The sequence below is a fragment of the Natronomonas salinimetallica genome (assembly GCF_013839515.1).
In the GTDB taxonomy this organism is placed as follows: Archaea; Halobacteriota; Halobacteria; order Halobacteriales; family Haloarculaceae; genus Natronomonas.
Genome location: NZ_JACDNQ010000006.1, coordinates 174,597 through 199,093, shown reverse-complemented (window position 1 = coordinate 199,093; position 24,497 = coordinate 174,597). Strand labels below are relative to the sequence as shown.

The window sequence follows — 24,497 nt, the reverse complement described above, 5'->3', positions numbered from 1 at the left end:
GCACGATATGAGTCTCAAAAGCACGATATGAGTCTCAAAAGCACGATATGAGTCTCAAAAGCACGATATGAGTCTCAAAAGCACGATATGAGTCTCGAAGGCTACTGAAACCGAACACCGAGGTCGTGCATGCCGTCGTTCTCCCTTGCGACGTTGATTAAAAGCGGCGTGACCGACTCGACCTCGGCAGCGTTGTCGAGGCCGCCGACATCGAGTGGGCGGAGCCCATCGATCTCGGCGGCGAGGTCGACGACGGTCGATTTAGCGTCCTCGTCGTCCCCGAAGACGAGCGTGTCCCACTCGAAGGTCCGATCGAGGTCTGCGAGCCCGCCGGCCGGGAGGTTGTGGAACGCGCCGACGAGCGGCACGGTAGCGGGTTTCGCCCCGGCAGCGAGGGCAGCGACGCTACCGGCGCCGGGGCGGTTGTAATGAAAGCCCGACTCGTCGCGTTTCATCCCGACCGCGGGCGAGACGAGGACGGTATCGCCGTCGAGGCGGTCCGCGATCGACTCGACGGTGTCGACGAGGTGGTAGGCGGGCACCGCCAAGACGACGACGTCGGCGCGGTCGGCCGCCATCGAGTTTTCGAACCCTTTGATCGTCGTCTCGACGCCCCGACTCGCGAGTTCGGTCTCGTACTCGTCGGCCTTCGTCCGGGCTTTTTCCGGATCGCGGGAGCCAACGAGGAGCTCGTGGGTCGTATCGAAGCCCCACCGAAGTGTGAGGCCCGCTCCGATGTCTCCGGTGCCGCCGAGAAGTGCGATTCGCATACCCGTACGTCGGGCAAGCGAGGGTTAACCGTTGTGTGACCGGATAGGGTTGCCCCCAGGTCGGAGATCGACCCGTCGATGTCTCAACGTGGAAGTCAGCCCGTCGATGTCTCAACCGGGGGGCGAAGCCGATCAGCTCAATAGGTCGGGAAGGTCGTTGATCGACTCGACGATAACGTCGGCACCGGCGCTGCGGTACTTCCGGCGGCCTTCCTCGCCGGAGAGCCCGCCGGTGAGGACGCCGACGCTGTGGAACGTCCGGCCGGGGTCCTCCTCGACGGCGTTCGTGACCGTTCGGATGTCGTCTAAGGTGTCGCCAACGAAGACCGGGCGAACCGCGTCGAGGCGCTCCGAGAGGGTGATCAAGGCGTTGGGGTTCGGTTTCCCCTCTTCCCAGTTGTCCATCGTAAAGCAGTGCTCGTCGGGGACGTCGAGGCCAACGCGGCCGAGGGCGATTTCGGCCTCGACGGCCGGGCGGCCGGTGATGATCCCGAGCGGCCACGTCCCGAGCCGTTCGCGGGTATCGGGCGTGAGCAACACGGGTTCGTCGTTGATGAACCCCTCGCGGTCGAGATCGGGATCGGGATCGCCGCCCTCCAGACGGCGGTAGAGGTCACCGCCCAAGTACAGCTGCTGGAAGACGTCCCGGAGGCGGTCGCGATCCCACTCGTCGAGGACTTGCTCGCGGGAGGCCGGGGCGAGTTCGTCGGCGATGGCGGTCTCTGCCGCCGTGGGGCCACCCCCAGAGGCGGCGATCAAACCGGTGTAGGTCTCGATGCTCAGCCCCGGTTTCTCGCGACAGGCGAGGACGTACAGCGCCGCCGCGTAGGTCAGCTCCCAGTCGTTGTTGAACCCTCCCGCGTCCTTGAACAGCTGGATGTCGTCGTACTCGATCGTATCGCCGTAGACGTATTCGATCGATTCGACGATGGCCCGGCGGTAGGAGTCGGCAACGTCGACCAATACGCCGTCGATATCGAGGATGACTGCGTCGACGTTCATGCTGGAGTAGAGGGTGTGTTGAGTCGAAACAGCGTCCCGACCGAAAGCGTTTCCGGAACGGCGTCGATGACCGACGGATCGGCCCCGAGAGTGCTAAACAGACAGTCCGCCCCGACCGTGTGAGCGACGTCCGCGAGGGGGCGCTGCAGTTCGGGCGGACAGTTCAGCGCGTACACCGCGTCGGCACCGCGGTAGATCGACGGATCGGGGTCTGTCACGTCGTCGCGGACGAACCGGACGGCGCTCGGCACGGGGCGGTCGTAGACGTCGGTCGCGACGACGCGACAGCCACGTTCGGTCAGTCCGGCCGCGACCGCCGGGCGGGTGCCGACGCCCACCTCGACGAGATCGTCGTACCGAGACAGCCGGCCGACGAGCGCGGTGTTCGGATCGGTGTTCACGTCGAGATGTTTATCAGCAACGGTATCTAATGCTTTCCCATGCACGTCGATATCGTGCCGGTCGGCGACCTTCCCGCGGCAGTAAAGCGGGAAGCCTCCAGCGGGCTGCGCTCCGTCTACGACTGCGAAGTAACAATCCACGACAGCCAGCCCGTCCCCGAAGGCGCATACGACGCCGGGCGTGAACAGTACCGCGCCGAGGAATTCATCGAACTCGCGGGTCGGATCGGCAGCGGCGAAAAGAACATCGCGGTCACGCCGCACGATCTCTACTACCGACGACGGAACTACGTCTTCGGCCTCGCGTATCTCTCCGGGAACGGCTCGGTCATCTCCACGTACCGACTCCAGACCTCCTCGGACGGCGGGTTCTCAGAGCGACCCGCGGGTGACATCTTCGCCGACCGGGTCCGCAAGGAGGTCGTCCACGAGATCGGCCACACGCTCGGGCTCGAACACTGCGATAACTCCCGCTGTGTGATGAACTTCTCACCGACCGTCCGCGAAGTCGACGTGAAAGAGGAGAACCTCTGCGGTAGCTGTCAGCGACTCGTTTTGTGATCCTTGCCGGCCGGTGATCGCCCGTCGAGTTCGCCCGTCGAGGACGTATGCGCCCGCGACCGGATCCGAGATGGTGAGAAGAATGCTGAACTATATTGTGACCCGTGTTGCTGATGTACACGCATGTTCGAACGAATCCTCATTCCGATCGACGGAAGCGACCAGTCACGGGCGGCCGCCGAGAAGGGAGTAGAGTTGGCCGCCGAGCACGACGCGTCGGTACACATACTGTACGTCGTCGAACCAGTCCCCCTGGGGAGGTTCAGCGCCGGGCCGGAACCGGCATCGGCCGGACACGGAGAGATCCTCGAAGAACAAAAGGAGGAAGCGAGGGAGTCGATCGACGCGATCGCCGAACTGTGCGGAGAACACGGCCTCGACGTCGTCGATACGATCGAGTACGGCCTGCCGGTCGAGGAGATCCTGGAGTACGTCGAGGCGGAGGGAATCGACGGGATCGCGATGGGGACCCACGGCCGGTCGGGGGCGGAGCGGGTGGTCATCGGAAGCGTGGCGGAAAAGGTCGTCCGAAAGAGTCCAGTCCCGGTCGTGACGATTCGAGCAGCGGCGTGACGGCCAAACGGGGCGCTATCCCAGAACGAGCCGTTCTTTTCTAGTCCGCGAGAAGCCCTTGATCTCGTGTTCACGGCGCATCGCAGCCGATCGACTCCCGAACGATTCCGTGTAGAGCAACTCGACGGGCGTCCGACCGCGGGTGTATTTCGCACCCTCGCCGGCATCGTGTTCGGCGACGCGGCGCTCAACGTCGGTCGTGTAGCCGGTGTAAAACGAACCGTCGGCGCACTCGAGGACGTACACGTAGTGGCCGCTCTCGGAAGACATCGCTAGCCGCTTCGGGGTGCCGACACAAAGAGACGGTGAACCTGACGGGAGCTCCGGCGACCGAAGTCGGAACCCGGCGTCCGGTGGCTGGCGTCCGGTGGCTGGCGTCCGGTGGCTGGCGTCCGGTGGCTGGCGTCCGGTGGCTGGCGTCCGGTGGCTGGCGTCCGGTGGCTGGCGTCCGGCCGACGCCCGCCGTCGAGTCCGGACGGCCGCAGCACTGGCGGCACGGTGGCCGCTACTCGTGTGTGTAGCTCTTCGACTCGTGTGCGCGGTCTCTCGATACCTCGGCGATGCCGGCGTTCGCGGAGCAGTTCGGACACGCACGCACGCGTCCGTCCTCGTCCGCGAACACACGGGCGAACCGGTCCGAGACGTGCGCATCACAGTAGTCGCAGTTGGGCATTCTGTCCTCGACGAGGGGTCACCTCGTCAGTATATATCGAAAGGGCGCGGCGACACTAATATTCTCGTCATATGGTATCAAACGTCCGGATTCGCGGGGTTGAAGTGCGGTCGAAACACGACCCGGTGGCGACAAAGTGCGGCCGCGAGGCGACAGGGGTCCGCTCGAAGGGGAACCGTGAGCCGACCGGAACGGTCACGCGCACACGACACATTACCGAATCGGACGGGAACGGACGGTTTCGAAGGCGCCTATTTTCAGCTAAACGGCCGGTAGAAGCGACTACGCCGCATCCTTTTGGGAAAGTATATAAGTGCCCCGGCAAAACCGCCGACTGTATGGCAGACCTGATCGTCAAAGCCGCCGTAAAGGAAGCGCTCGATGACATGAACGTTGCTTCGGACTTCTACGATGCGCTCGACGAGGAAGTCGAGGGACTCCTCGAGGACGCCGCACGTCGCGCCGACGAGAACGACCGGAAGACGGTCCAGCCGCGCGACCTGTAAGGCCGACTCTATTCACGTTTTATTTTCGGGCCAGTAGCGGCCGCGTCGCGGACAGAGCCCCGGAGTACGGGAACGGGGAGCCTCGGGGACAGGCCCCAAAGTACGGGAACGGGGAGCCTCGGGGACAGGCCCCTGGAATATTCGCCCTGGCAGCTAATAAAAGGGCCCCACGGAGGAGTGAAACGGAGGATTACGGCCGATACGTGTTCACGCCGTCGTCGGTACCGACGTAGACGCCGTCCGCGAGCCCGACGAACAGGCCGTGTTCGACGACGCCCGGAAACCCCGAGAGCTCGGTTGCGAGCGATCCCGGATCGTCGATCGGTCCGAACGCACAGTCGATCACGAGGTTGCCGTTGTCCGTGACGACCGGCCCGTCCTTCCGTTCGGCGGCTCGAAGCGTCGGGTCGCCGCCCAGCGCCGACAGTCGTCGCTCGAGGACCGGAACGGCGTCGGGGAGGACTGCAATGGGTACCGCAGCATCGAGGCGATCCGTGAGTTTCGTCGGATCGGCGACGACGAGAAACCGGTCAGCCGCCGAGTCGACGAGTTTCTCGCTGGTGTGGGCCGCGCCGCCACCTTTTATAAGAACGGGCGGAGTGGGACGATCCAGACCCGCGATCTGGTCGGCACCGTCGATGGCGACGTCGGGTGTCGCCTCATCGAGGGATGTCAACGGAATCCCCGTCTCACGGGCGAGGGCGCGGGACTGGTAGGACGTCGGAATCGCCCGGACGTCGAGTCCCGAGTCGACCCGACGGCCGAGCGCGCGGATGGCTGCCGCGGCCGTCGAGCCGGTTCCGAGGCCGACGACGTCCCCGTCGGAGACCGCGTCGGCGGCGTGTTCGCCGGCGAGGCGCTTTTGGAGCTCGGTTCCGCCGGACCGTTTCATGTGCAAGCCTCGGACCGAGCCCGAAAAAGCACTTGTGGTGTGAACCGGGCACTTGAATCGGACGTATACTGCGGGGACAGAACGTATCGACTGGTTCGAGTGCGTATCCATCGGGTCGAGTGCGTATCCATCAGGTCGAGTGCGTGTCCATCGGGTCGAGTGCGTATCCATCGGGTCAAAATCGACGACAGGACGTTGGAGGGCCAACCGTCGATCGCTGGATCGAACCGGAGCGAAAAGTTACGTGCGGCGGGTCGAACGCGCCTCGCGGACGTCCGATCCATCGCGGATCTTGTCTTCACACTGTGGACAGACGCGCGGGTTCTCGACGCCGTTCGGCGTAAAAACCCGTGCGTACGCTGCCGTCACGAACGCGCCGCAGTTTTGACATTCCGGCATGTGAATACTGACGGACGCGAGCTACATAATAATAGTGTGGCAAGGGCTGTCGAGCCTGGAGAACACGTTCGCCTACCCCGGATGCATTCGCCTACCTCGGGACCGTTATTGTATCAGTCCGAGCAGCCGGTCGATCTCGGCGGCCGTATTGAACGCGTGAACCGACGCTCTGACGTCGCCCGAGGGGAGATCCCGGATGATCATCCCGGCGTCATTCGCCCGACCGACGAACGCTCCCGGGTCGTCGACCTCGAAGACGACCAGCCCGGACTCATACTCGACAGGCGAGACGAGACGATCGCCGAGGCCGGCTTTGAGCCGGTCTGTCAGCCGTTCGATGTGGGTCTCGATCGTCCCGAGTCCGATCGCCTCGATCGTTTCGATCGCGTCGATCAGGCCAGCATAGGGGGCGACCGAGGTCGTGGAGACCTCGAATCGGCTCGCATCGGAGTGGTATTCGAGTCCCTCGCCGTTCGGATCCGTCACGCTTCGGTAGCCGATGTGGCGGGGGCGAAACGTGTCGAGGGTGTCGGGATCGACGTACAGGAAGCCGGCACCCCACGGCCCGAGCAACCACTTGTGGCCCGATGCACAGACGACGTCCGCACCCCACTCGGCGACGTCGATCGGGTGTTGGCCGACGGTCTGGACCGAATCGACGACGACGACGGCCCCGGCGTCGTGAGCGATATCGACGGCTGTCTCGACCGAGAGCCGGGTCCCGTGGATCCAGCTCTCAGAGCTCAGACAGACGAGTGTGGCGTCGGCGACAGCCTCGCGGTAGGCGTCCATCGGGAGGCGACCGTCCGGACACGGAAGTGTCGTCACCTCGACGCCGGCCTCCGTGAGCCGTCGCCACGGAAGTACGCCGGATGGGTGTTCGAGGTCGGTATTGACGACCCGATCGCCGGGTTCCCAGTCGATCGCGTTCGCGATCCGGCTGATCCCGTCGCCGGTCGAGGCGACCAACGCGACGTCCTCGGGCCGAGCGCCGATGTGGTTTGCGACGGTCTCACGAGCCTCGTCGAGGAGATCAGCGGCGGCGGTGTAGTGATCCGTCTCAGAGACGTCGAACTCGTGGCGGCGCTGGGCTTCGGTGACCGCCTCGACGGCGGAGCGGGTGCTCGGGCCGCTCGCACCGGTGTTCAGGTACGCGCACGACTCGCAGGCGGGGATGTCCGCACGGAGCGCGGCAGGATCCATACCCGACGTTCGGGCGGTGGCGGGAAAGTCCTGTGTATCGCCGTCGGAAAGACGCTATACGTCCCGGCCCGTGAGTCCGTGTATGGCGACGATCACGGTCGAGGGGGCGACGCTTCGCTACGAACACTCGGGGGAGGAGGATCGACCCGCGGTCGCGTTCATCCCGGACGTCGGGTTCGGCCCGTGGGTGTGGGGCTGGCAGGCCCCGAAACTCACGGGACCGTATCGGACGATCGTTCACGCCACCCGCGGGACGGACGGCTCAGACCGGTCGGGACCGTACACGGTCGATCGGTTTGCGGCCGATCTGGAGGCGGTCTTCGCCGACGCCGGCGTTCGACGCGTCCACCTCGTCGGGGCGGGGCTGGGCGGGATGGTCGCGCTCCGGTACGCCCGCGAGTACGGGCGTGCGCGGTCGTTGTCGCTTCTCGGCGCGGCAGCCTCGGGCGACCGGATCGATCGGGAGGCGCTGTCGGCGCTGCATCCGTCCGATCCGGCTGGGTTCGAGGGCTCGCTGTCGGCCGGGTTCACCGATCGGTTCCTCGCGGAGACGGATCTGGACGAACGGATTACGGGATGGCGACGCGAGGAGGACGCGACCGGGGAGGCCCTGAAACGCCACTGCGAGGCCGCTGTCGGGTTTGAGGCCGGCCCGCTGTACGAACTGACGCTTCCGGCGTTCGTCTGCCACGGCGTCGACGACCCCGTCGTTCCGCTGAAGGCGGGCGAGAAACTGGCCGCAGGACTACCGAACGGACGGTTCGAGCCCGTCGAGGGAAGGCGATGTTGTTACGTCGAATCCGCCCCTGCCGTGACGGACGCGATCGACGGCTTCGTACGGGACGTAGAGGCCACGGGGGCACAGCGCCGATAACGGAGCAGCGACGGAGTGACGTCGGCATGACGGTGGTTCGGCCGCCGGCTCGATCACCGTAGTACCGGCTATCGGCTCGATCACCGTAGTACCGGCTATCGGCTCGATCACCGTGGCGCGCGCTCGAAGCCGTGCCCGAGGCGGGCGGCGAGCGGGAGCGAGCCGACACGTCCGAGGGCCGGCACCGAATCCCCGTGCGAGGGATGAGCAGCAAAGCGCCGCGACCGTAGGGAGCAAGCGAGCAGCGCAATCGGTTGGGGAGGTGTGTGGCCTGCTGCGGCTATTGTGGGGTGGTTTCTGGCCGATTCAAGCGTGAGTGTTTTGTCGACGACCGCAATAGGTGGACGGCTTCGCCGTGAGCCACCATCAAATGGCTAAATCGCCCACACGGGCCAAGCAGGTACGCATTCACACCACTCTTCTCGGAGACCGACGGCCGCCGTTCACCGCGAGGGGGACATCGTATCCCGTTCCCGTCGCCGTCTCCGCCTAACTCCCGTTCCCGTCGCCGTCTCCGCCTAACTCCCGTTCCCGTCGCCGTCTCCGCCTAACTCCCGTTCCCGTCGCCGTCTCCGTCGAGGGCATCGAACGTCTTCTCGGCCCACCGAACCGCGAACTCGGCACCGTACCGGTCGTAAGCGGCGGTATCGAGGGCCTCGAACGGCGTCGGAACCTCGATATCGTGTTTGATCGCGCTGCAGGCGAGTTCGGCGGCATCGGGAAAGGCCGTCCGACCCAACGCGACGTCCCGCGAGAGGTCCCCGAGACGGGGACGGAGTCGTTCGCCGGCGTCGACCCACTCCTCATGCAGTCTCGGAGCGGTCGCCTCCCACTCGCTGAAGACCGAACGCGTCGTGCGGCCGACGTACGCAGCCAAGAGGGCGGCCGCGAGCTGGTAGGTGTCCGCGGCGGAAAGCGGAGTCGCGTCGACGAGCGAGCGGTACTCCGCGCCGAAGAATCCGAGGAAATGCTCGGGGGCGTCGAGGCCGACCTCGACGAGGGCTTCGGCGACGAGAAAGTCGATGAATCCCTCGGGCGACCCCTCGAGGCGGGGCTTGAGGAGGACGATCGGTGGATCGGTCTGTCGGGTCCAGGCGACGCCGCCGTCGCCGGGCGCGCCGATGGTAAACTCGTCGCTGGCGACGTGATAAAGCGTCTCCGGGGCGCCCTCGGGGATCCACGACTCGTCGTAGCTCGAGGGGTCGACCCCGTCGACGACCGGGAGTACGCTCTCGGCGACGGAGGACGGGAGCGTCTCGAAGTCCCGCTGGACGTCGAGGACGAGGGCCGACGGTGCGTGCGTGGCTCTGACGTCGTCGAGTTCACCGGACAGGGATCGCTCCTCGAACATCAGGCGACGACGATGCCGGCAAGCAATACGAGGCCGACGACGACCGCGATGCCGATGGTGCCGAGGACGACGTTGGTGGGCTGGCTCATATCCAGGTTTCTGCGGGAGACGTGTTAAGTTCTTCAGTTTGTCCCTGGCGAATTCGCTCGAGGGAATCCGGCTGGTCTGCGCTCGGGGTCCACGCGAAGCCGAGGGGCTACGCTCGCGAGCGCTGAAGGAGGAAAAACCCCGCTTTCGGTGGCGAGACTGCGTCAGGGCGGTCCAGTTCTCACTGCCGTTGGGACGGGACCGATCTCACTGCCGTTGGGACGGGACCGATCTCACTGCCGTTGGGCCAGTACTGTTCCTCTGTTCAGTACGTCGGTATACCCAGACTGTCTCAGTTGTCGAAGCGGGCTTGAACGAACGGCTGTGCGTCCTCGAGTTGGCCGATACGGGAGTCGGAGAGGAGGACGGCCTCCGTCTCGTCGAGGGGGACCGAGAGGTTGATCTCCTTCGTCCGGCCATATCGTCCCTTCGAAACGACGATGGCGTTGACGATCCCGAGCATATCGAGTTCACTAATGAGGTCGGTGACGCGGCGCTGGGTGAGAACGTCGGCATCGATCTCTTGGCAGAGCCGTTTGTAGATGTTGAATACCTCGCCAGTGTTGATGTTGTGGACCCCGTTCTTCTCTAAGAGGATCGTCGCATAGAGGACGAGTTTCGACTGCGTGGGGAGCGTCCGGACGACCTCGACGACCCGATCGAGTTCGATCTTCTCTTGGGCTTTGCGGACGTGTTTTTCCTCGACGGTCTCGGTTCGGTCGCGTTCGGCGAGTTCGCCCGCCGTTCGGAGGAGATCGAGCGCTCGTCGGGCGTCGCCGTGTTCCTGGGCGGCGAAGGCAGCACACAGCGGGATGACGTCCTCCGAGAGGATAGCCGACTTGAACGCGATCTCGGCGCGGTGTTGGAGGATGTCCCGGAGTTGGGTCGCATCGTAGGGCGGGAAGACGATCTCCTCCTCGCCGAGACTGGATTTGACCCGCGGATCGAGGAAGTCGGTGAACTTGAGATCGTTCGAGATCCCCATGATCGAGACCCGAGAGTTCTCGAGTTCGGAGTTCATCCGCGAAAGGTTATACAGCGTGTCGTCACCGGATTTCTCGACGAGTTTGTCGATCTCGTCGAGCATGATGACGACCACGCGCTCGTGATAGTCGACGGCGTCAAAGAACGTCGAGTAGACCCGATCCGTCGGCCATCCGGTCATCGGGACGGGGTCAAACTCCTCGAGGTCAGCTTCGAGGGTAGCGATCTCGTTTTCGACGGCGGCGACGCTGCCGAAGTCGGTATCGGCGAGTTCGTTCGGGTCCTCCGCCGCCGCATCTCGGAGGTCGACGAGTTCCCCGAGACGGTTCTCGATGTAGGCTTCGTTTTGTTCGATGAACTTGTTTGCGAGCTGTGCAAGGACGCGATACTGCGTATCGGTCACCTCGCAGTTTATGTATTGGACGTCACAAGGTACTTCGTACTTTTCAGAGGTCGTTTCGAGTTCCTCGCTGACGAACTTCGCGCTGGCCGTTTTCCCGGTTCCGGTCTTGCCGTAGATCAGGATGTTCGAGGGTGTATCACCCCGGAGCGCGGTGACGAGGATCGTCGCCATGTTGTTGATTTGCTCTTCACGATGGGGAAGTTTGTGCGGCGTATAGGACGGACGGAGAACCTCTTTGTTTTCGAAGATTGGTTCCCCTTCGAGGAGATCGTCGAACAGTCCCCGAGACGCCTCGTCAGCCTCGTTGGGGTCGTCGGAGTCGTCGAGGCCGTCGGGGTCGTTATCGGGACTGTTATCGTCCCCGTCACCCGCATCGAGATCAAGGTCCTCCAAGTCTACGTCCCCGGAGAAGCCATCGATTCCGTTTGCGCCAATGGTCCCGTCTGTGTCGTTGGTCCCGTCTGTGTCGTTGGTCCCGTCTGTGTCGTTGGTCCCGTCTGTGTCGTTGGTCCCGTCTGTGTCGTTGGTCCCGTCTGTGTCGTCGGTAGCATCGACTTCCTCACCAGGATCATCGTTGCCACTCGTAGATCGGGCATACCCCTTTGTTTCAACTGGAGAATCGGACGGCTGTGGCGGTAGATCCGACGCCTCCGTCGAAGATTCCGGCTGATATGTGGTATCGTCCGTGCTCGAGTCCGAATCCGATTCTTCGGTTGGACGGTCCTCCTCGACCGGGGTTTCCGCCGTTCCGTTTCCAGTGTCGTCGTACATTATCCCGTCAAATACCCCTTCATTTCGTGTGGAACGCACCCCGCAGGGTGTGAGAAAGCGAAGGTATAGAGCCTAAGCCTCGGGGATGTATATATAGGGCGTACTCTATTGTCCACTTGATGCAGTCGAATTGATGGTCGAACAGCGCATTAAGTTTTTCTATAGTTCAGCCGAGTACACCTGTTCGTTCTTCCGTGTTCATTCCTCCGATTTCTCCGTTCATTCCTCCGATTATAATTCACGCGCATTTACACGTCTGTAGCAATCTGTAGCGATGGTCCGTAGCGATGGTCCGTAGCGATAGCCTGTAGCGATAGCCTGTAGCGATAGCCTGTAGCGATAGCCTGTAGCGACAGTCCGCCACACTGCATGTGATCACAACACCCCACCGAACGACCGGAGACGTACAATGGGTTTCGATTTTTGATTGGATCTCTACTACGGCCCGTCTCGACGTGGGGAGTCGACGCTGACGAACATCCCGACGATTCACCGACGGGTATCTCGAAGGTTGGTACGTCTTCCGCTGTATGTCTCGTGACATCCCAATCCAGCTGTCTTCATATCTTTGCAGTTGATCCACCCGAAACGGGGGTTGGTACCCCCCGACCCCTTTGTTTCGTGTGGAACAAGAAACGGGAGGGTGGGGGTGAAGGCGAGACGCCTGACTCTTGCAAGGAAACATTTATTACTAAGTGGTCGAAACCAAACCCGCACTAGAGAAGAGTAGCTAGTGTCTAACTAGATTATTCGTTCTAATAACTAGTATTAACCTAGATTAGAACTATTTTCTAGTAATCTCTAGCTTTAAACTTGACAAACCTAGTACCCCCCACCCCGCCGTTAGCGCCCGCTCGACAACCCCACCTCTCCAAACGCCTGTTCCACACGAAACAAAGGGGATGGGGGGCACGACGGACAACCGAACAAAAAGCAGAGCAAAACAGAGCCATTGAACACCGAGCCATGCGGAGCGGATCGTCCGTGAGACCGGACCGTCCGTGAGACTGGACCGGACCTCGACTGTGACTGTTGATTTACTCTCGACTGTGACTGTTGACTTTGATCGACACCCGCGATTAATTCTCGGCGACACCTTCGTCCGACGCTCGTCTGACACACAATTAAGTGTATGCGGTATGGTACTACGTGCAGAGCGACTCCGATTTCGAGTCGAAATCGGGGCCGTGGGAGGACGATATGGGATTGTTAACAAGCCTCAAGTCAAGCATTTCTCGCGCCACGTCGAGTCTCTTTGCCGGGAGCGAGCCGAAACGAATCGGCATCTATGGGCCGCCCAACGCCGGAAAAACTACCTTAGCCAACCGCATCGCTCGGGACTGGACCGGAGACGCTGTGGGGCCGGAGAGCCACGTTCCCCACGAGACCCGGCGTGCCCGCCGCAAAGAAAACGTCGAAATCAAGCGCAACGGCAAGTCGGTCACGATCGACGTCGTCGACACACCCGGCGTCACGACCAAAGTCGATTACAACGAGTTCCTCGAACACGACATCGAAAAGGAGGACGCCGTCCGCCGGTCGCGGGAGGCGACCGAGGGGGTCGCCGAAGCGATGCACTGGCTTAGAGAGGACGTCGACGGTGTGATCTACGTCCTCGACTCCGCGGATGATCCGTTCACGCAGGTCAATACGATGCTCATCGGGATCATCGAGAGCCAGAACCTCCCGGTACTCATCTTTGCGAACAAGATCGATCTGGAGGAAGCGAACGTCCAGCGGATCGCAAACGCGTTTCCACAACACGAGACGGTACCGCTGTCCGCACTCGAAGGAGACAACATGGACGAAGTATACGATAAGATCGCGGAGTACTTCGGGTGATACCATGCCCGAAATAACCGCAGACGACAACGTAGACGACCCGAACCCAGAGCAGGATCCATCCTCCGACGACAACCCGACCGACCCCGACGGAGAATCCGGTGATAACCCCAGCATCGACGGGATCCAAATCGATATGATAAGCGCCGAACGCATGGACGGGATGCGGACGATGGAAAAGATCCGCCTCATCCTCGATGGCGTCCACGACGGCAACATCGTCATCCTCGAGCAGGGTCTCGACCCCGAAGAGGAGTCCAAACTCATTGAGGTGACGATGTCCGAAATCAATCCCGACGGCTTCACAGGGATCGAAATCGAAAGCTACCCCGGCGAGGGAAGCAGTGACAGCGGCTTCCTCGGCCGGCTTATCGGTCGTGACGATCCCAACAAACTCACCGTCATCGGCCCGGCGAACCGTATCGAGACGCTCCACAAGGACGAGAAACTCATCAGCACGCTAATAACGCGGACCTGATATCCAACCCCCACCCTTACCACAATGCCACACCAGTGTACCGGCTGCGGTCACACTTTCGAGGACGGCTCGAAAAAGATGCTATCGGGCTGTCCGAACTGCGGCGGCAATACGTTCCAGTTCCGACCGTCAAAAACAGCCTCCGATAGAGCCTCTGTTGATGGATCCTCCACCGATGGGCATTCTGTCGAAGATACTTCGAGTTCCCCGGAATCGGGCTCTCCAGAATCGGACTCCCCGGAATCGGACTCCCCGGAATCGAGTCCCCCAGACCGGACCTCCTCCTCGGTCGCTGAAACCGTCGGCCGGGCGACGACCCAACTCCGTGATCTCGTCTCTTCTAATCCCGACCCACCCTCCAATACGGACCGATCAGGATCGCCCACCGACTTGGCCGACCCCGATCCGGACGCAGAGTGGCCCGACGGCTGGAGCAACGATCCACATGGACGGACGGCTAACACCACGAAGAACGACGACATCATCGATGCCGATGCCCGCCGCGATGCAAACCAAACGACCGACCGGGGCGAGGACCTCGCCCAGACGAGCGCTCGTTCGGACGTCGTCTCCCCCAAGGAACTCGACGATCGGTCAATGGATACAGCCGTCGATGCAGCCGATCCCACATCCACCACATCAGCCGACCGATCCGATCCTGCGTCCTCTCCACCGACTGATGGGGCCGATCCTGCGTCCTCTCCACCGACTGATGGGGCCGATCCTGCGTCCTCCCCTCCGACTGACGGGGCCGATCCTGCGTCCTCCCCTCCGACTGACGGAGCAGAACTGGCCTCGGGCTCCCACTCGACGGAAACACCGAGGTCTTCCGCAGACGGCGAGGTCGTCAGCGAACCGACCGGTGATGACCCCGATCTCGCCGATCTTCGCGAACAGCTGAACGATCAATTCGAATCGATCAAGATTCTCGAACCCGGTCAGTACGAACTCAATCTGATGGAGCTCTACGACCGTGAGGAATACATCATCGCCCTCCAAGAGAACGGGCGATACGTTATTCAGGTCCCCGAGCAGTGGATCGGCGAGGACCCGGATGACCGGTGATTTCTCGATTCGCTCACTCGAATCCGTTATTTTCCACCGACCAACCGTTTTGCTGTCCTCTGATTCATCGGATCCCACCTCCACCGATCACCCCTCACCTCCGCCGATCACTCCTCATCGAGCCGATCACTCCTCATCGAGCCGATCCAGCACTGCGTCGGCATCGTAGGACAACGACAATGCACGCGACCGTCCCCGGCCATCGACTTCCGTGTACTCCGTATCGATAAGTCCGAGCTGTTCGAGCTTATTCACGATTTCCGAGTACCTCGTATACCCGAGCCCTGTCGCGTCGCTGAACGCGTCGTAGACTTTCCCCGCCCGCTCGCCGCCGTGGTCCGCAAGCACCCTGATCAGTGCCGATTCGGACTCGGAGAGTCCCCCGAGATGTCTGGAGAGGTGGACGTATTTCGACTTCTCGTATGCGGAATCGACATCTTCGACGCCGACCTCGATCGATCCGCGCATTTCAGCGTTCAGCCCGGCCCGCCGGAGGAGGTCGATCCCGACCCGGAGATCCCCCCCGCTGTCGGCGGTATAGCCCGCCACCCGATCGAGTACTTGCGTCCCGACAGCCTCCTCGCGGAATCCACGTTCGACCCGTTCAGTGAGGATATCGACGATCTCCCGCTCCCCGTAGGCGGAAAAGTACACGTCTTCGGGTCGGAACACGGACTGTACCCGGGTATCGAGTTCCTCGATCACGTCCAGATCGAGATCCGAAGAGACGACGATGACGCCGATTCTCGCCCCCGAGTGGGCCTCGTGGGCTCGCAATAACGAGTACAGCGTGTCCGACGCCTCGCTTTCATAAAAGAGGTAGTTCACGTCGTCCAAGGCAACGATCAACACCTCGTCTCTTTCCACCAGCCGATCCGTGATCTGTCCGAACAGCTTCTTAAACGAGATCCCCGATGCTGGCGGTTCGTACTCGAAGAGCCCCTCGAAGAGCCGCGAAAAGACCGCGTATCGGGTCGAGTCGACCTGACAGTTCACCCGGACGACCTCGATGTCCCCGACGTTTCTCAACTCGGTGAACAGCTTTTGTACCGCAGTCGTCTTGCCGGTCCCCGGCGGTCCTCTGGCCATAACGTTGAGCGGCCGCGACCCACGAACTGCCGGTCTGAGCGCGTACTTCAGCGTCTCCATTTGCTCGTCACGATGATGGAACGCGTCCGGCAAATAATCGAGTTCGAGGACGTGCTCGTCGCGGAACACCGACTCGTCCCACGAGAGCATGTCGTCGTCGGCCATTTCACTTTCACCACGCTGCGCACCATGTTAAGCCTTCGGGCGTGAAGACGTCACGCTCGTATGAACCCACGCTCGTATGAACCCACGCTCGTATGAACCCACGCTCGTATGAACCCACGCTCGTATGAACCCACGCTCGTATGAACCCACGCTCGTATGAACCGGCACAATATATCCCGATGCCGGCGTCGGTATACGGACCGAATCAGCCGCTATCCTCCTCGAACTTCTCCAACAGTGCCGAGTAGAACTCTCCATCGTTCTCCCCTTCATCGGCCAACTTCTCGACGATGAGCTCCGGTGTCGATCGCGCCAGATGGTCCTTGACCGGCGATCGGTTCACCTGCAACTCCCCGTCGACTAACCCGACGGCCTCGATCCCGTCGACACTCACGTCCGCGTCCGCGTCGGTCGCGTCGAGTATCTCCCTCGCCAAGTGCGAAACGAACACCGCCGTCGAGTCGCTCTCGGCCATCGCCTCCAAGATCCCAGCTACGATGACCGCGCTCGCACCCGGTTCGGTGATCGACTCCAACTCGTCGACTAACACCAGCCGTCCCTCGGCCCCCTCGACCAGCGATCCGAACTCCCGCAGCGTCGACTCGAAGGCCCCGGCATCGAGAGTTCCTTGCGTCTTCGCCTGGTAGTGTAACGCCTCGAACCGGCGGGTTCGAACCGAGTCGGCCGGAACCGGCAGTCCCATTTGAGCCGCGATGACGACCGTCCCGACCAGATCGAGTGTCGATGTCTTCCCCCCGCTGTTGACGCCGGACAGAAGCGAGACGCCCTCGATCCCGTAGTCGACCGGCTCGACGTCCTCGAAGCCGATGTCGAGGATCGGGGATCGTCCCCCCTCGATCACAACCCCACTTCCCTCGAAGGTAGGGAACGTGCAGTCGAACTCCCGGGCGAACCGCGAGACCGCGAGTTCGACGTCGAGCTCCAAAGCGGCGTCGACAAGCGCCTCAGCCGGCCTGCGTAACCCATCTAACTCCTCGGCCATCTCGCGTTTCAGGCGCGTTGCCCGCCGGTCGCGGTCGGCGCTCAACTCCTCTCGGAGCCGGTCGATCACCCGCTCGTCGTGCTCGACCGGAAACGTCGGTTCCTCGGGGAACGCCCCCCGCGCCAGCGACTCGTAGTCGTCGACTCCGACCGCGTCGACGAGCCGTTCGCGGGCCGCCTCGATCGCCTCGGCGAACTCCTCGGAGAGTTCGCGTTTCAAAAGCGAGTCGACCCCTGCTCCGCGTTCGACAAGCGAGAGCAGGTCCGCCCCCTCGATCGTCACGTCCCGCTCCTCGATCGCCGCCCGGAGGCGGTCGTTGGCGACCCCTTCGGCCATCGAGACGGCGGCATCCAGGTCGTCGATCGCAGTCTCAAGCGCACACAACCGCTCGTCATCGTCGACACCGCCCTCCTCGGTCAGCCGCTCCAGCGCACGTTCGAGCGCTTCGACGTCGAGCGACGTCCCGTGATCGCTTCCCAATAGGCCGTCGCCCGCCGACCCTTTGGTGTCACTCGCCGATCCTTTGATGTCACTCGCCGGCGTTCCAGTGTCGTCCACCGGCGCTGCGGTATCGTTTCTCGGTCCCTCGGTATTACCCCCCGCTGACACCGTCCGGTGAACCGCCGCCGCCGCGAGCAACCGACCCCTGTTCCGGGCGAAAAACGAGAGCGTCCGCTCGGGTACGACGGCCGCCGGCTCCGAGAGCGCGTCCGGCTCCACCCGCACGTCGGCGTCACCCTCGAGTTCGATCCCGGCGAAGGCCTCGTCGAGTACCACGACTGTCGAGTACCCGCGGGCGAGATCCGAGACGTCCCGGGTATCGTCGACCAACTCGACGCTCAGCTCCGGCATCTCGTCGGTCGCCTCGGCGTACGTCTCTGCGTTACTCGTCGCCAGACACCGGTCTCTGACGCGGACTACCTCCGGCGATTCCAGCGGTTCGACGTCCGAGAGAGCTTCCAGCAGTTCCGGGGTCGGCTCCCGCTCGACCGCGTCCTTCGCGAACGACCGAACCTCCTCGATCCGAGAGGCCGATGCGCTGGGGTACAGCGTTTCGAGCCGCTTTCGCCCGTACGACGTGACCGCCCGCTCTTGTAACAGCCCGAGAATCGACTCGTACAGCTCCTCGGCACGATCGGTTGCGAGAAACGTCCCCGAGTCCCCGTGACGCTGGCGAATCGAAGCCCGGGCGATTCGGGCGGCCCGCCCCTCCGAGATCCCCGGTGCGCGGGCGATCCGTGCGACGTCACCCTCCGACACCGCCCCGACCGGGTCGTCGAGTTCGGCCAGCCGATCGGCCGTCTTTGCGCCCACGCCGGGGATCGACTCCAATCCCTCGAACTCCATCTACCGCCCTCTGTGTCTCCCTGTGGCAAAACCCCATCGCTCGTCTTCGCGCTCGATTCAGTCGGCTCCCATACGGTCCGTCTCTGTCGGATTTCGTTCTCCACACGGTCCGTCTCTGTCGGATTTCGTTCTCCACACGGTCCGTCTCTGTCGGATTTCGTTCTCCACACGGTCCGTCTCTGTCGGATTCCATCTCGCACGCACGCGAATCGCGAGTCCCAGACACTACTGGGACCGTCATCTCAGACACTACTGGGACCGTCGTATCCCGGTCCGACAGCTACACTATGTGTTGCAGCCCGATCCGATGGCTACATGAAGTCCGCGATCCCGCTCTGTTTGTTCGTGTCGTCCTCGAACACCGACTCGACGGCCCGATCCAAGATCTGGAGCCGCTGTTTCGTGTACTCCCGACAGCCGTACTCCTCCGCGACCTGGATCGCAGTATCGATGTACTTCTTCACCGATCCCTCGTGAACTGTGAGATTCACTCGTCCACCGCACGCCCGGCAATCCCCCGTCAGCGGCACCCGACGGAACTTCTCGCCACAGTCGAGACACCGCGTTTCCTGTCTCGAGAACGCCCGTAGATTCCCGATGATGTCGGGCAAAAAGTGGTACTCGATGACCCGTTCGGCTACGTCGGTCTCGTCGACCGACCGAAGCTTCCGGGAGAGTTCCAGTTGGGCGTTCATCTTCTCCATCATATCACCCAGCGTCTTGTACGCCGACAGATCCGGCCCCGCCGCGATGTCGACGGTGTCGTGGGTGTGCTCGAACCCGCGGTACTGCTCGTCTGTCCCCAGCGTGTCCTCGCCGATCCGGATCAGGTCTTCGACCTCGCCCGGGTCGGCCATCTCCCGTGTCGCCTCGTAGAACTCGCGGGGGTACTCCGAGACGATGTCCATGTTGTGGGCCTCGTCGTCGATCTCCGCCGGGTCGATGCGGGAGGACATGACCAGGGGCGCGTCCATGGAGTTGTGTGCGTACAGCCAGTTCGCAGTGAAGATCGGCTCGCCACCGACTTGAAGATCGTACAGCATCCCGTCGTAGTCGATCTCCTCGATGTCCGTAATCCGGAGGTACGAGAGATCTCCGTCGACGAGCGGACGAATCTCGTCCAGCTTCTCCCTGGCTTCCGGTGGAAGATCGAGTGAATCGATCTCCGCCACCATCTCGCCGAGTTTCTCCTGGGAGACGTTCTCTCTCCGCTTGAGATACTTCGGAATCAGTTGTCTTATCCCTTCGATATCCATCTTGCGGATCTCCATCAACGCGTCCGGGATACGCACGACGAGGCTCTTCGGATGATACGGATCGTCGCCATTCAAAACACGGCGGAGGGGATTATCGGACGCGCCGCCGGAGACGGAAACATCGAATATCGGCTGTCTGGATTCGTCCCGCTCCCGACGCGAGACGTTTGCAACGAGACCGAACCGATGCAACAGGAAAACGAAACCGTCTTTGACCTGTTCGCTGGTCGTGTGAAAGCGGATGCCTGTGTAGTTATCGTCCGACGACTCGCTCCCGTCACCGGAAACGAACCCGCGTACGAAGGCGAGCGCGATTTCTTCCGGCGCTCGGAGGATCACATCCGGGATTATTTTCTCGCTCGAGCTGTACGATTCACGATCTTCGAACCCGAGTTCGTACAACACTTCCCGGAACACCGAGGGGAACGTCACCCGATAGGATTCGTTCGACCACTTGACTGTTGGTTCGATACCGAGGCTCGCCTCTGTCGCACTGACCACACGGTCGATGAGTGATCTATCGGAATTGAAAAGGGTCGGATTCACCCCTGAAAGCGATCCTTCGGCGACGAACATCCCCAAAAGCCACGCGAACTCCTCGTCGATCGATATCCTTCGCTGGATACCGTCCGTAGCACCCCATAATGCGATCTCGATATCCTCCGAAAGCGTGAACCCAGCCTTTTCGAGGATTCCAACGAGCCGGTCGAACGGGATCTTGTTCTTGGAGAGTCGATGTGAAAGCCCGTTGTAGAACGCTTTGTGCGTCGGGCTCCCATTATTCGTCGATTCCCATGCGGTTCTAAGCAGGTCTTCGATGTGGTCGTCGATGACGACGTACGGATCGTCGAGACAGTCGACGACGTCGATCGTCCGTTCGGTCTCCTCAACGCCGAGTTCACGGGGTGCGAGGATTAGATCTCCGGGTTCAAGTTCGCCCCCGGCGACTTCTTCGATGCTGTTCTCATATCTAAAGAGACTGTGATGTTCGGTGATCTCCAACGATCGGCCGAACTGCGTCGAGATCCGTAGGAGTGTTTCCCCGTCGTCCGCTCCGTATCTGATCGCCCGTTCTATCGGTTTCAACCCGGATCGATGCGTTTCGTCGAACACATACGTCTGCCAGCCCGAATCTTCAACGAGTTTCTTTTCGAACTTCCCGTCGTGGTGGACGGGTGTCTCCAGTTCGTCCCAGAACTCGTCGAACGTGAGGAATTGGATCTCGTTGTCGGGATCGACGGCGACAAGCCGGGAATCCTCCGTGACGCTGCCTCCCCGTTGATTCGGTAGATACGTCTTCGAAAAGTTAAGTATCCCGTCCATGAGCAGCATCACGCAATCCTCGTCTCCATCGCACTGCTTTGTCCCCACGTCATTCGCGATTAATGCGTTGGTCTCGGTGACGGTAAGACAGTACACGGCATCTAGATCTGCCTGTTCGTACTCGACCGTATCAATGCTCTCAACGAAGACATCGTCTGAACCACCGTCGAAAACACGTTGGCTACGAGCTGGAATGTTTTCCACTTGTGTCGATAGGGCGATTTGTTTCCGAGTAAGGTGGAACCCAATGTCATTATAAAATTTGACCGTATCATCTGAAGAGATCGTCAACACGTAATGGACTGCGGATCTAGTTTCATCATCCTCGTCATAGTACTCGGGGAAGTTCTTTTTGAGTCGAATCGGGGTTTGCGTATCGACCCGTGCTTTAATCCCCAATCGTGTGAGCGCTCCGAACAGGTCTTCTTTTAATTCTTGACTGACCGTCGTCGCGTTAATCACGAGTCTTCCGTCTTCAACGCTACCGTCCCCGCTGAAGTATCCACTGAGATACGCGCTCAGGATACCACTATCTCCTCGAAGTATGCACTCCGGAATTCGTTTATTCGCTGCACCAGCCCCAGCGTTAAGTACATCCTCGAAGAAGATCCGTAGCAGTCGACCGGATACGGTGATCTTCGCGTCGTTTTCGACGTACGGTTCGACACCGAACGCCAATTCGAGCGATTCGAGATAGAACTCCCGGGCTTGCGCTTCTGTCCCGCATATCGTCGTCTGCTGAATTGTTCCCTTAGGAGTTTCTTGTTCCCGTGTAAACCCTTCGGCAGCATAGTATCCCAAGAGCGTTGCAACTCGCTCGTTTAGTTCGACAGTCCGATCGATCGAAGTTGAATCACGACGAAGACCGAGCGAGACAGTCTCCGGAAGCGTTTCAAGGAGATCACTCACGTCATCGAAGATCTCCAGTAACAACGTGACCGGGATCCGTTCTCTGTACAGATAGTTACTTAAAGACTTTTTACTTATTCCAAGATACTCAGCAGTGCTTTTCAACGGATAGAATCGACCATCCCAGTCGTTACTGAGCACTTCTTCGAATATGTCGTAGAGTTCCGACTTCGACATCCCTTCGATCATCAGCCGATCAGTCGGTACTGAATCGAGGTGGAGAAACTCCTCTAACAAATCGAAGGTGGCCGGTTTGGAGTCGATTACATCGAGATGTCGGGGCGTCACCAAATGATCCTCTTCGGACAACTCCGAGGCACGCTTCCCAACTACTGTTTCCGTATCGGTGTCGTAAACCTGCATCTCGTGATCCGGCGTTATGATCATTTCGCGCCCGCTCCGCGTCTCTACCCGGACCATATGTTCCGGGGCCGCATGTTTGGATACTGCAGTAACCGATTTCTGAACTAGCTCACCATCTTCGGTCAGTGAGGGAACCGATACCTCGCCATCCAATTCCTGTATTAGCGTCCCGAAATCATCCGATTCGGGATCCTCGAGTCGCGATTCGACCAGCGTCTCGACCCGCCGATGATGCCAGCCGTCGTCGTCCTCGTACCAGAGTTTCGTCTCTGGATGGAAGCAATTCCGACGTTTCGCGGCGTGAAAGTACGGATGTGCGTATCCGACGGCGGCCGACGTGAACCCGATCACTCTCCCGACGACCGCGGCGGAGGTGTGGGGGGCCATCCCGAAGACCAACTCGCCGATCAGGTCCTCGCGGGTCTCGACCTCGTAGTATCGCTCCATCCCGTAGTACTGCTCCAGGAGGTCGTCGACAAAGTCGGCGGTCCGGAGCATGTGTTCTGCCGCCCCATCGGAGAGCACCACGTCCTGGACGCGTAGCTCGATCAGCTGTTCTTCGTGGGTCAGCGGCTGGCCGTGGACGTCCTCCTCGTAGCCCAGCGATTTCAACTGGCCGACCGAGACGTCCAGTTCGGCGGGCCGAACCGACGTGACCGGTAGATCCGTCATGTCGTAGCGGACGGTCCCGTCCTTGAACGAGGAGACGCCGTTCTTCGCCCGCAGAATGCCCTTCTCGATCGGTTCGGGGACCTTGTGCTCCGAGGAGAGCCCCTGGACTCCCTTCAGCACGTCGAAGGCGTTCTCGCGCTCGCCGACGTTCTCGAGCGCTGATCGGTACTCCTCGTCGATATCGATCGTCGTCCGCTGGACGGCGTCGGCTTCGCTCTCGCAGTTCGGACAGATCGCCCGTCCGGCCTCGTCCGGTTCGACGTCGATGCCGCAATTGTAACAGACGTAGTGCGGTTCAGTGACGGTGTTACACTCGGGACACCGTGCCCGGAAGGTCGACCCCGAACAGGCGGGACATCGCCGTCGGCCGACCTGCGCTTCGAACTCGCCGGGGGTGTCCTGCATCGAATCGGCGTGTTTGGCGGCCTCGGCGACGTTCCGCTGTGGGCCGCCCGTCTCGCCGATCGGAAACAGGCTGTGGACGGCCGGCGAGAGGTCGCGCTTTTCGGACTTCTCGGGCCGGCCCATCCGGCAGCCGATCCGGGTCGGAGCCCGCTCTTTGATTTCGAAGGGTGCGACCGCGTTGACGGCCTTCATCGCGTTTTCCCCGCCGTCCCACCGCCGGGCTGCCACCGGGAGTTCCGTCCACGTCCGTTCGAGGTCGTCAGTCAACCCGAGCGACCGGACGAACGGGACCGCGTCCGGGATCGTCAGCGTCCCCTCGCCCTGTTCGTGTTCGACGAGCAGGACCTCGAGCGCCTCCCGGACTGGCTCGGTGTGTTCGACTACGAGCGTTCGATCGCTGCCGCTTCGCCGTGTCCCCATCGTCGCCCCGTCGGCTTCCGCCCAACTGCCGGCGCTCGCCGCCTCGACGAGCGCCTCGAACCGATCGACGTCGAGATCGTGCCACAGATACGTGTACTCGGGATGCAACGGCGCACCGTACGCCTCGACCCACTCAAGCGCTTGCCCGGCATCGGGGTGTTCGAGATCGACGCGCGGAGAGTCCGAAAGCGCCTGGACGTCCGCCCCCGCGGCTTCGAGGTCACGCTTCCACCACTCCGGGGCGTACCCTGCCGGTGAGAGCGGGTGGTTGTTCTCGACGAACTCGCCGTAGTTGACGAGGTACTCACCGAGGTCGAGGATCTCCTCGACGCCGTTTCTGATTTCCAACGCTTCCGCCGGGTCGTCGATCCGACGGACGTCACCGTTCGCAAGCCGGACCGTCGGCCCCTCTATCGTATCGACCGGGATCACCCCGGCGGCCTTACCGGGGCGTTCGGTCTTGATCTGGGTACCGGTCGCGAGGAAGTCGTCGACGAGATGCATCGTCGCCGGATGGACACCCGCGGTCGCGAAGCCGTGGTTTCGTGCCCGGCCATACCGGAGCCGGAAGCCGCCCTCCTCGGAGGGATGGCCGAACACCGGGCGGCCGGCGATGAGGTCCCTGAGGAACTTCTCTTTCGGTTCGGGTCTGGGTGGGCCTTTGCGGTCATTCTCCGCTATCCCCGCTCCGTCCGCCCCGTCGGGGCTGC

General features: G+C 61.8%; 20 protein-coding genes and 1 pseudogene. 8 read left to right on the top strand and 13 right to left on the bottom strand.

What is annotated here, in order from left to right; translation table 11 throughout:
- Positions 1 to 101 precede the first annotated feature (101 nt).
- The 3 genes from npdG to HZR14_RS07075 form a co-directional block, all read right to left on the bottom strand.
- Positions 102 to 770 carry an NADPH-dependent F420 reductase gene (npdG, locus tag HZR14_RS07085; RefSeq protein ID WP_181692167.1) on the bottom strand — a complete coding sequence of 223 codons (669 nt, stop codon included), beginning with the start codon at positions 768 to 770 and terminating at the stop codon, positions 102 to 104.
- Between the two features lie 132 nt (positions 771 to 902).
- Entirely contained in the window at positions 903 to 1,772 is an 870-nt protein-coding gene (locus HZR14_RS07080) for a TIGR01548 family HAD-type hydrolase (RefSeq protein WP_181692166.1), read from the bottom strand.
- Positions 1,769 to 2,173 carry a UPF0146 family protein gene (locus tag HZR14_RS07075; protein WP_181692165.1) on the bottom strand — a complete coding sequence of 135 codons (405 nt, stop codon included), beginning with the start codon at positions 2,171 to 2,173 and terminating at the stop codon, positions 1,769 to 1,771. The genes HZR14_RS07080 and HZR14_RS07075 overlap by 4 nt, the downstream gene beginning before the upstream one ends.
- 39 nt (positions 2,174 to 2,212) lie before the next feature.
- On the opposite strand from HZR14_RS07075, the gene HZR14_RS07070 reads away from it, so the two are divergent.
- Together HZR14_RS07070 and HZR14_RS07065 are read left to right on the top strand one after the other, a co-directional pair.
- A complete protein-coding gene (locus tag HZR14_RS07070) occupies positions 2,213 to 2,734 on the top strand; it encodes an archaemetzincin family Zn-dependent metalloprotease (protein ID WP_181692164.1) in 522 nt (173 codons plus the stop codon).
- Positions 2,735 to 2,857: 123 nt separating this feature from the next.
- A complete protein-coding gene (locus tag HZR14_RS07065; RefSeq protein ID WP_181692163.1) occupies positions 2,858 to 3,307 on the top strand; it encodes a universal stress protein in 450 nt (149 codons plus the stop codon).
- Positions 3,308 to 3,322: 15 nt separating this feature from the next.
- Here HZR14_RS07065 and HZR14_RS07060 read toward each other — a convergent pair whose 3' ends face one another.
- Together HZR14_RS07060 and HZR14_RS07055 are read right to left on the bottom strand one after the other, a co-directional pair.
- On the bottom strand, positions 3,323 to 3,577 hold the full coding sequence (locus tag HZR14_RS07060) for a GIY-YIG nuclease family protein (protein WP_181692162.1): 255 nt from the start codon (positions 3,575 to 3,577) through the stop codon (positions 3,323 to 3,325).
- Positions 3,578 to 3,812: 235 nt separating this feature from the next.
- Positions 3,813 to 3,980, bottom strand: a complete 168-nt coding sequence (locus HZR14_RS07055; RefSeq protein WP_181692161.1) for a DUF7563 family protein — start codon at positions 3,978 to 3,980, stop codon at positions 3,813 to 3,815.
- Between the two features lie 338 nt (positions 3,981 to 4,318).
- On the opposite strand from HZR14_RS07055, the gene HZR14_RS07050 reads away from it, so the two are divergent.
- Positions 4,319 to 4,486: a DUF1931 domain-containing protein gene (locus tag HZR14_RS07050; RefSeq protein WP_181692160.1), complete on the top strand. Its 168-nt coding sequence runs from the start codon at positions 4,319 to 4,321 to the stop codon at positions 4,484 to 4,486.
- 190 nt (positions 4,487 to 4,676) lie between these two features.
- Here HZR14_RS07050 and rpiA read toward each other — a convergent pair whose 3' ends face one another.
- The 3 genes from rpiA to HZR14_RS07035 form a co-directional block, all read right to left on the bottom strand.
- Positions 4,677 to 5,378: a ribose-5-phosphate isomerase RpiA gene (gene rpiA / locus HZR14_RS07045; RefSeq protein WP_181692159.1), complete on the bottom strand. Its 702-nt coding sequence runs from the start codon at positions 5,376 to 5,378 to the stop codon at positions 4,677 to 4,679.
- A gap of 240 nt (positions 5,379 to 5,618) precedes the next feature.
- Positions 5,619 to 5,777: a DUF7563 family protein gene (locus HZR14_RS07040; RefSeq protein WP_011322121.1), complete on the bottom strand. Its 159-nt coding sequence runs from the start codon at positions 5,775 to 5,777 to the stop codon at positions 5,619 to 5,621.
- A 105-nt stretch (positions 5,778 to 5,882) separates the two neighbouring features.
- Positions 5,883 to 6,980: an aminotransferase class V-fold PLP-dependent enzyme gene (locus tag HZR14_RS07035; protein ID WP_181692158.1), complete on the bottom strand. Its 1,098-nt coding sequence runs from the start codon at positions 6,978 to 6,980 to the stop codon at positions 5,883 to 5,885.
- 82 nt (positions 6,981 to 7,062) lie between these two features.
- On the opposite strand from HZR14_RS07035, the gene HZR14_RS07030 reads away from it, so the two are divergent.
- Complete coding sequence (locus tag HZR14_RS07030; protein WP_181692157.1) at positions 7,063 to 7,854, top strand: alpha/beta fold hydrolase; 792 nt, start codon at positions 7,063 to 7,065, stop codon at positions 7,852 to 7,854.
- 547 nt (positions 7,855 to 8,401) lie between these two features.
- Here HZR14_RS07030 and HZR14_RS07025 read toward each other — a convergent pair.
- A complete protein-coding gene (locus HZR14_RS07025; RefSeq protein ID WP_181692156.1) occupies positions 8,402 to 9,205 on the bottom strand; it encodes a DUF7089 family protein in 804 nt (267 codons plus the stop codon).
- Positions 9,206 to 9,584: 379 nt separating this feature from the next.
- Positions 9,585 to 11,450: a Cdc6/Cdc18 family protein gene (locus tag HZR14_RS07020; RefSeq protein WP_305080127.1), complete on the bottom strand. Its 1,866-nt coding sequence runs from the start codon at positions 11,448 to 11,450 to the stop codon at positions 9,585 to 9,587.
- Between the two features lie 1,200 nt (positions 11,451 to 12,650).
- Between HZR14_RS07020 and HZR14_RS07015 the strand changes: the two genes are divergently transcribed.
- The 4 genes and pseudogenes from HZR14_RS07015 (at position 12,651) to HZR14_RS14375 (ending at position 14,835) form a co-directional block, all read left to right on the top strand.
- Entirely contained in the window at positions 12,651 to 13,292 is a 642-nt protein-coding gene (locus HZR14_RS07015; RefSeq protein ID WP_181692155.1) for an Era-like GTP-binding protein, read from the top strand.
- 4 nt (positions 13,293 to 13,296) lie between these two features.
- The gene (locus tag HZR14_RS07010; RefSeq protein ID WP_181692154.1) at positions 13,297 to 13,770 is read left to right on the top strand and encodes a DUF2073 domain-containing protein; all 474 of its coding nucleotides are present in this window, start codon (positions 13,297 to 13,299) and stop codon (positions 13,768 to 13,770) included.
- 24 nt (positions 13,771 to 13,794) lie between these two features.
- Positions 13,795 to 13,875, top strand: a pseudogene (locus tag HZR14_RS14720) (OapC/ArvC family zinc-ribbon domain-containing protein); the annotation flags it as partial.
- A 285-nt stretch (positions 13,876 to 14,160) separates the two neighbouring features.
- Entirely contained in the window at positions 14,161 to 14,835 is a 675-nt protein-coding gene (locus HZR14_RS14375) for a Zn-ribbon domain-containing protein (RefSeq protein ID WP_255479190.1), read from the top strand.
- Positions 14,836 to 14,961: 126 nt separating this feature from the next.
- Here the strand turns inward: HZR14_RS14375 and HZR14_RS07000 are convergent, their stop codons facing one another.
- From HZR14_RS07000 to HZR14_RS06990, 3 genes are all read right to left on the bottom strand, one after another.
- Positions 14,962 to 16,089, bottom strand: coding sequence for an ORC1-type DNA replication protein (locus tag HZR14_RS07000; protein WP_181692152.1), 1,128 nt, complete (start codon positions 16,087 to 16,089; stop codon positions 14,962 to 14,964).
- Positions 16,090 to 16,294: 205 nt separating this feature from the next.
- On the bottom strand, positions 16,295 to 18,439 hold the full coding sequence (locus tag HZR14_RS06995) for a helix-hairpin-helix domain-containing protein (RefSeq protein ID WP_181692151.1): 2,145 nt from the start codon (positions 18,437 to 18,439) through the stop codon (positions 16,295 to 16,297).
- Between the two features lie 311 nt (positions 18,440 to 18,750).
- Positions 18,751 to 24,497, bottom strand: a 5,747-nt coding sequence (locus tag HZR14_RS06990; RefSeq protein WP_220132480.1) for an LAGLIDADG family homing endonuclease, incomplete at its 5' end; no start/stop codon positions are given.

Excerpts from the sequence above, each read along its gene's own strand:
- npdG (WP_181692167.1), bottom strand. The coding sequence starts at position 770 with ATGCGAATCGCACTTCTCGGCGGCACCGGAGACATCGGAGCGGGCCTC.
- HZR14_RS07080 (WP_181692166.1), bottom strand. The coding sequence starts at position 1,772 with ATGAACGTCGACGCAGTCATCCTCGATATCGACGGCGTATTGGTCGAC.
- HZR14_RS07070 (WP_181692164.1), top strand. The coding sequence starts at position 2,213 with ATGCACGTCGATATCGTGCCGGTCGGCGACCTTCCCGCGGCAGTAAAG.
- HZR14_RS07065 (WP_181692163.1), top strand. The coding sequence starts at position 2,858 with ATGTTCGAACGAATCCTCATTCCGATCGACGGAAGCGACCAGTCACGG.
- HZR14_RS07060 (WP_181692162.1), bottom strand. The coding sequence starts at position 3,577 with ATGTCTTCCGAGAGCGGCCACTACGTGTACGTCCTCGAGTGCGCCGAC.
- HZR14_RS07055 (WP_181692161.1), bottom strand. The coding sequence starts at position 3,980 with ATGCCCAACTGCGACTACTGTGATGCGCACGTCTCGGACCGGTTCGCC.
- HZR14_RS07050 (WP_181692160.1), top strand. The coding sequence starts at position 4,319 with ATGGCAGACCTGATCGTCAAAGCCGCCGTAAAGGAAGCGCTCGATGAC.
- rpiA (WP_181692159.1), bottom strand. The coding sequence starts at position 5,378 with ATGAAACGGTCCGGCGGAACCGAGCTCCAAAAGCGCCTCGCCGGCGAA.
- HZR14_RS07040 (WP_011322121.1), bottom strand. The coding sequence starts at position 5,777 with ATGCCGGAATGTCAAAACTGCGGCGCGTTCGTGACGGCAGCGTACGCA.
- HZR14_RS07035 (WP_181692158.1), bottom strand. The coding sequence starts at position 6,980 with ATGGATCCTGCCGCGCTCCGTGCGGACATCCCCGCCTGCGAGTCGTGC.
- HZR14_RS07030 (WP_181692157.1), top strand. The coding sequence starts at position 7,063 with ATGGCGACGATCACGGTCGAGGGGGCGACGCTTCGCTACGAACACTCG.
- HZR14_RS07025 (WP_181692156.1), bottom strand. The coding sequence starts at position 9,205 with ATGTTCGAGGAGCGATCCCTGTCCGGTGAACTCGACGACGTCAGAGCC.
- HZR14_RS07020 (WP_305080127.1), bottom strand. The coding sequence starts at position 11,450 with ATGTACGACGACACTGGAAACGGAACGGCGGAAACCCCGGTCGAGGAG.
- HZR14_RS07015 (WP_181692155.1), top strand. The coding sequence starts at position 12,651 with ATGGGATTGTTAACAAGCCTCAAGTCAAGCATTTCTCGCGCCACGTCG.
- HZR14_RS07010 (WP_181692154.1), top strand. The coding sequence starts at position 13,297 with ATGCCCGAAATAACCGCAGACGACAACGTAGACGACCCGAACCCAGAG.
- HZR14_RS07000 (WP_181692152.1), bottom strand. The coding sequence starts at position 16,089 with ATGGCCGACGACGACATGCTCTCGTGGGACGAGTCGGTGTTCCGCGAC.
- HZR14_RS06995 (WP_181692151.1), bottom strand. The coding sequence starts at position 18,439 with ATGGAGTTCGAGGGATTGGAGTCGATCCCCGGCGTGGGCGCAAAGACG.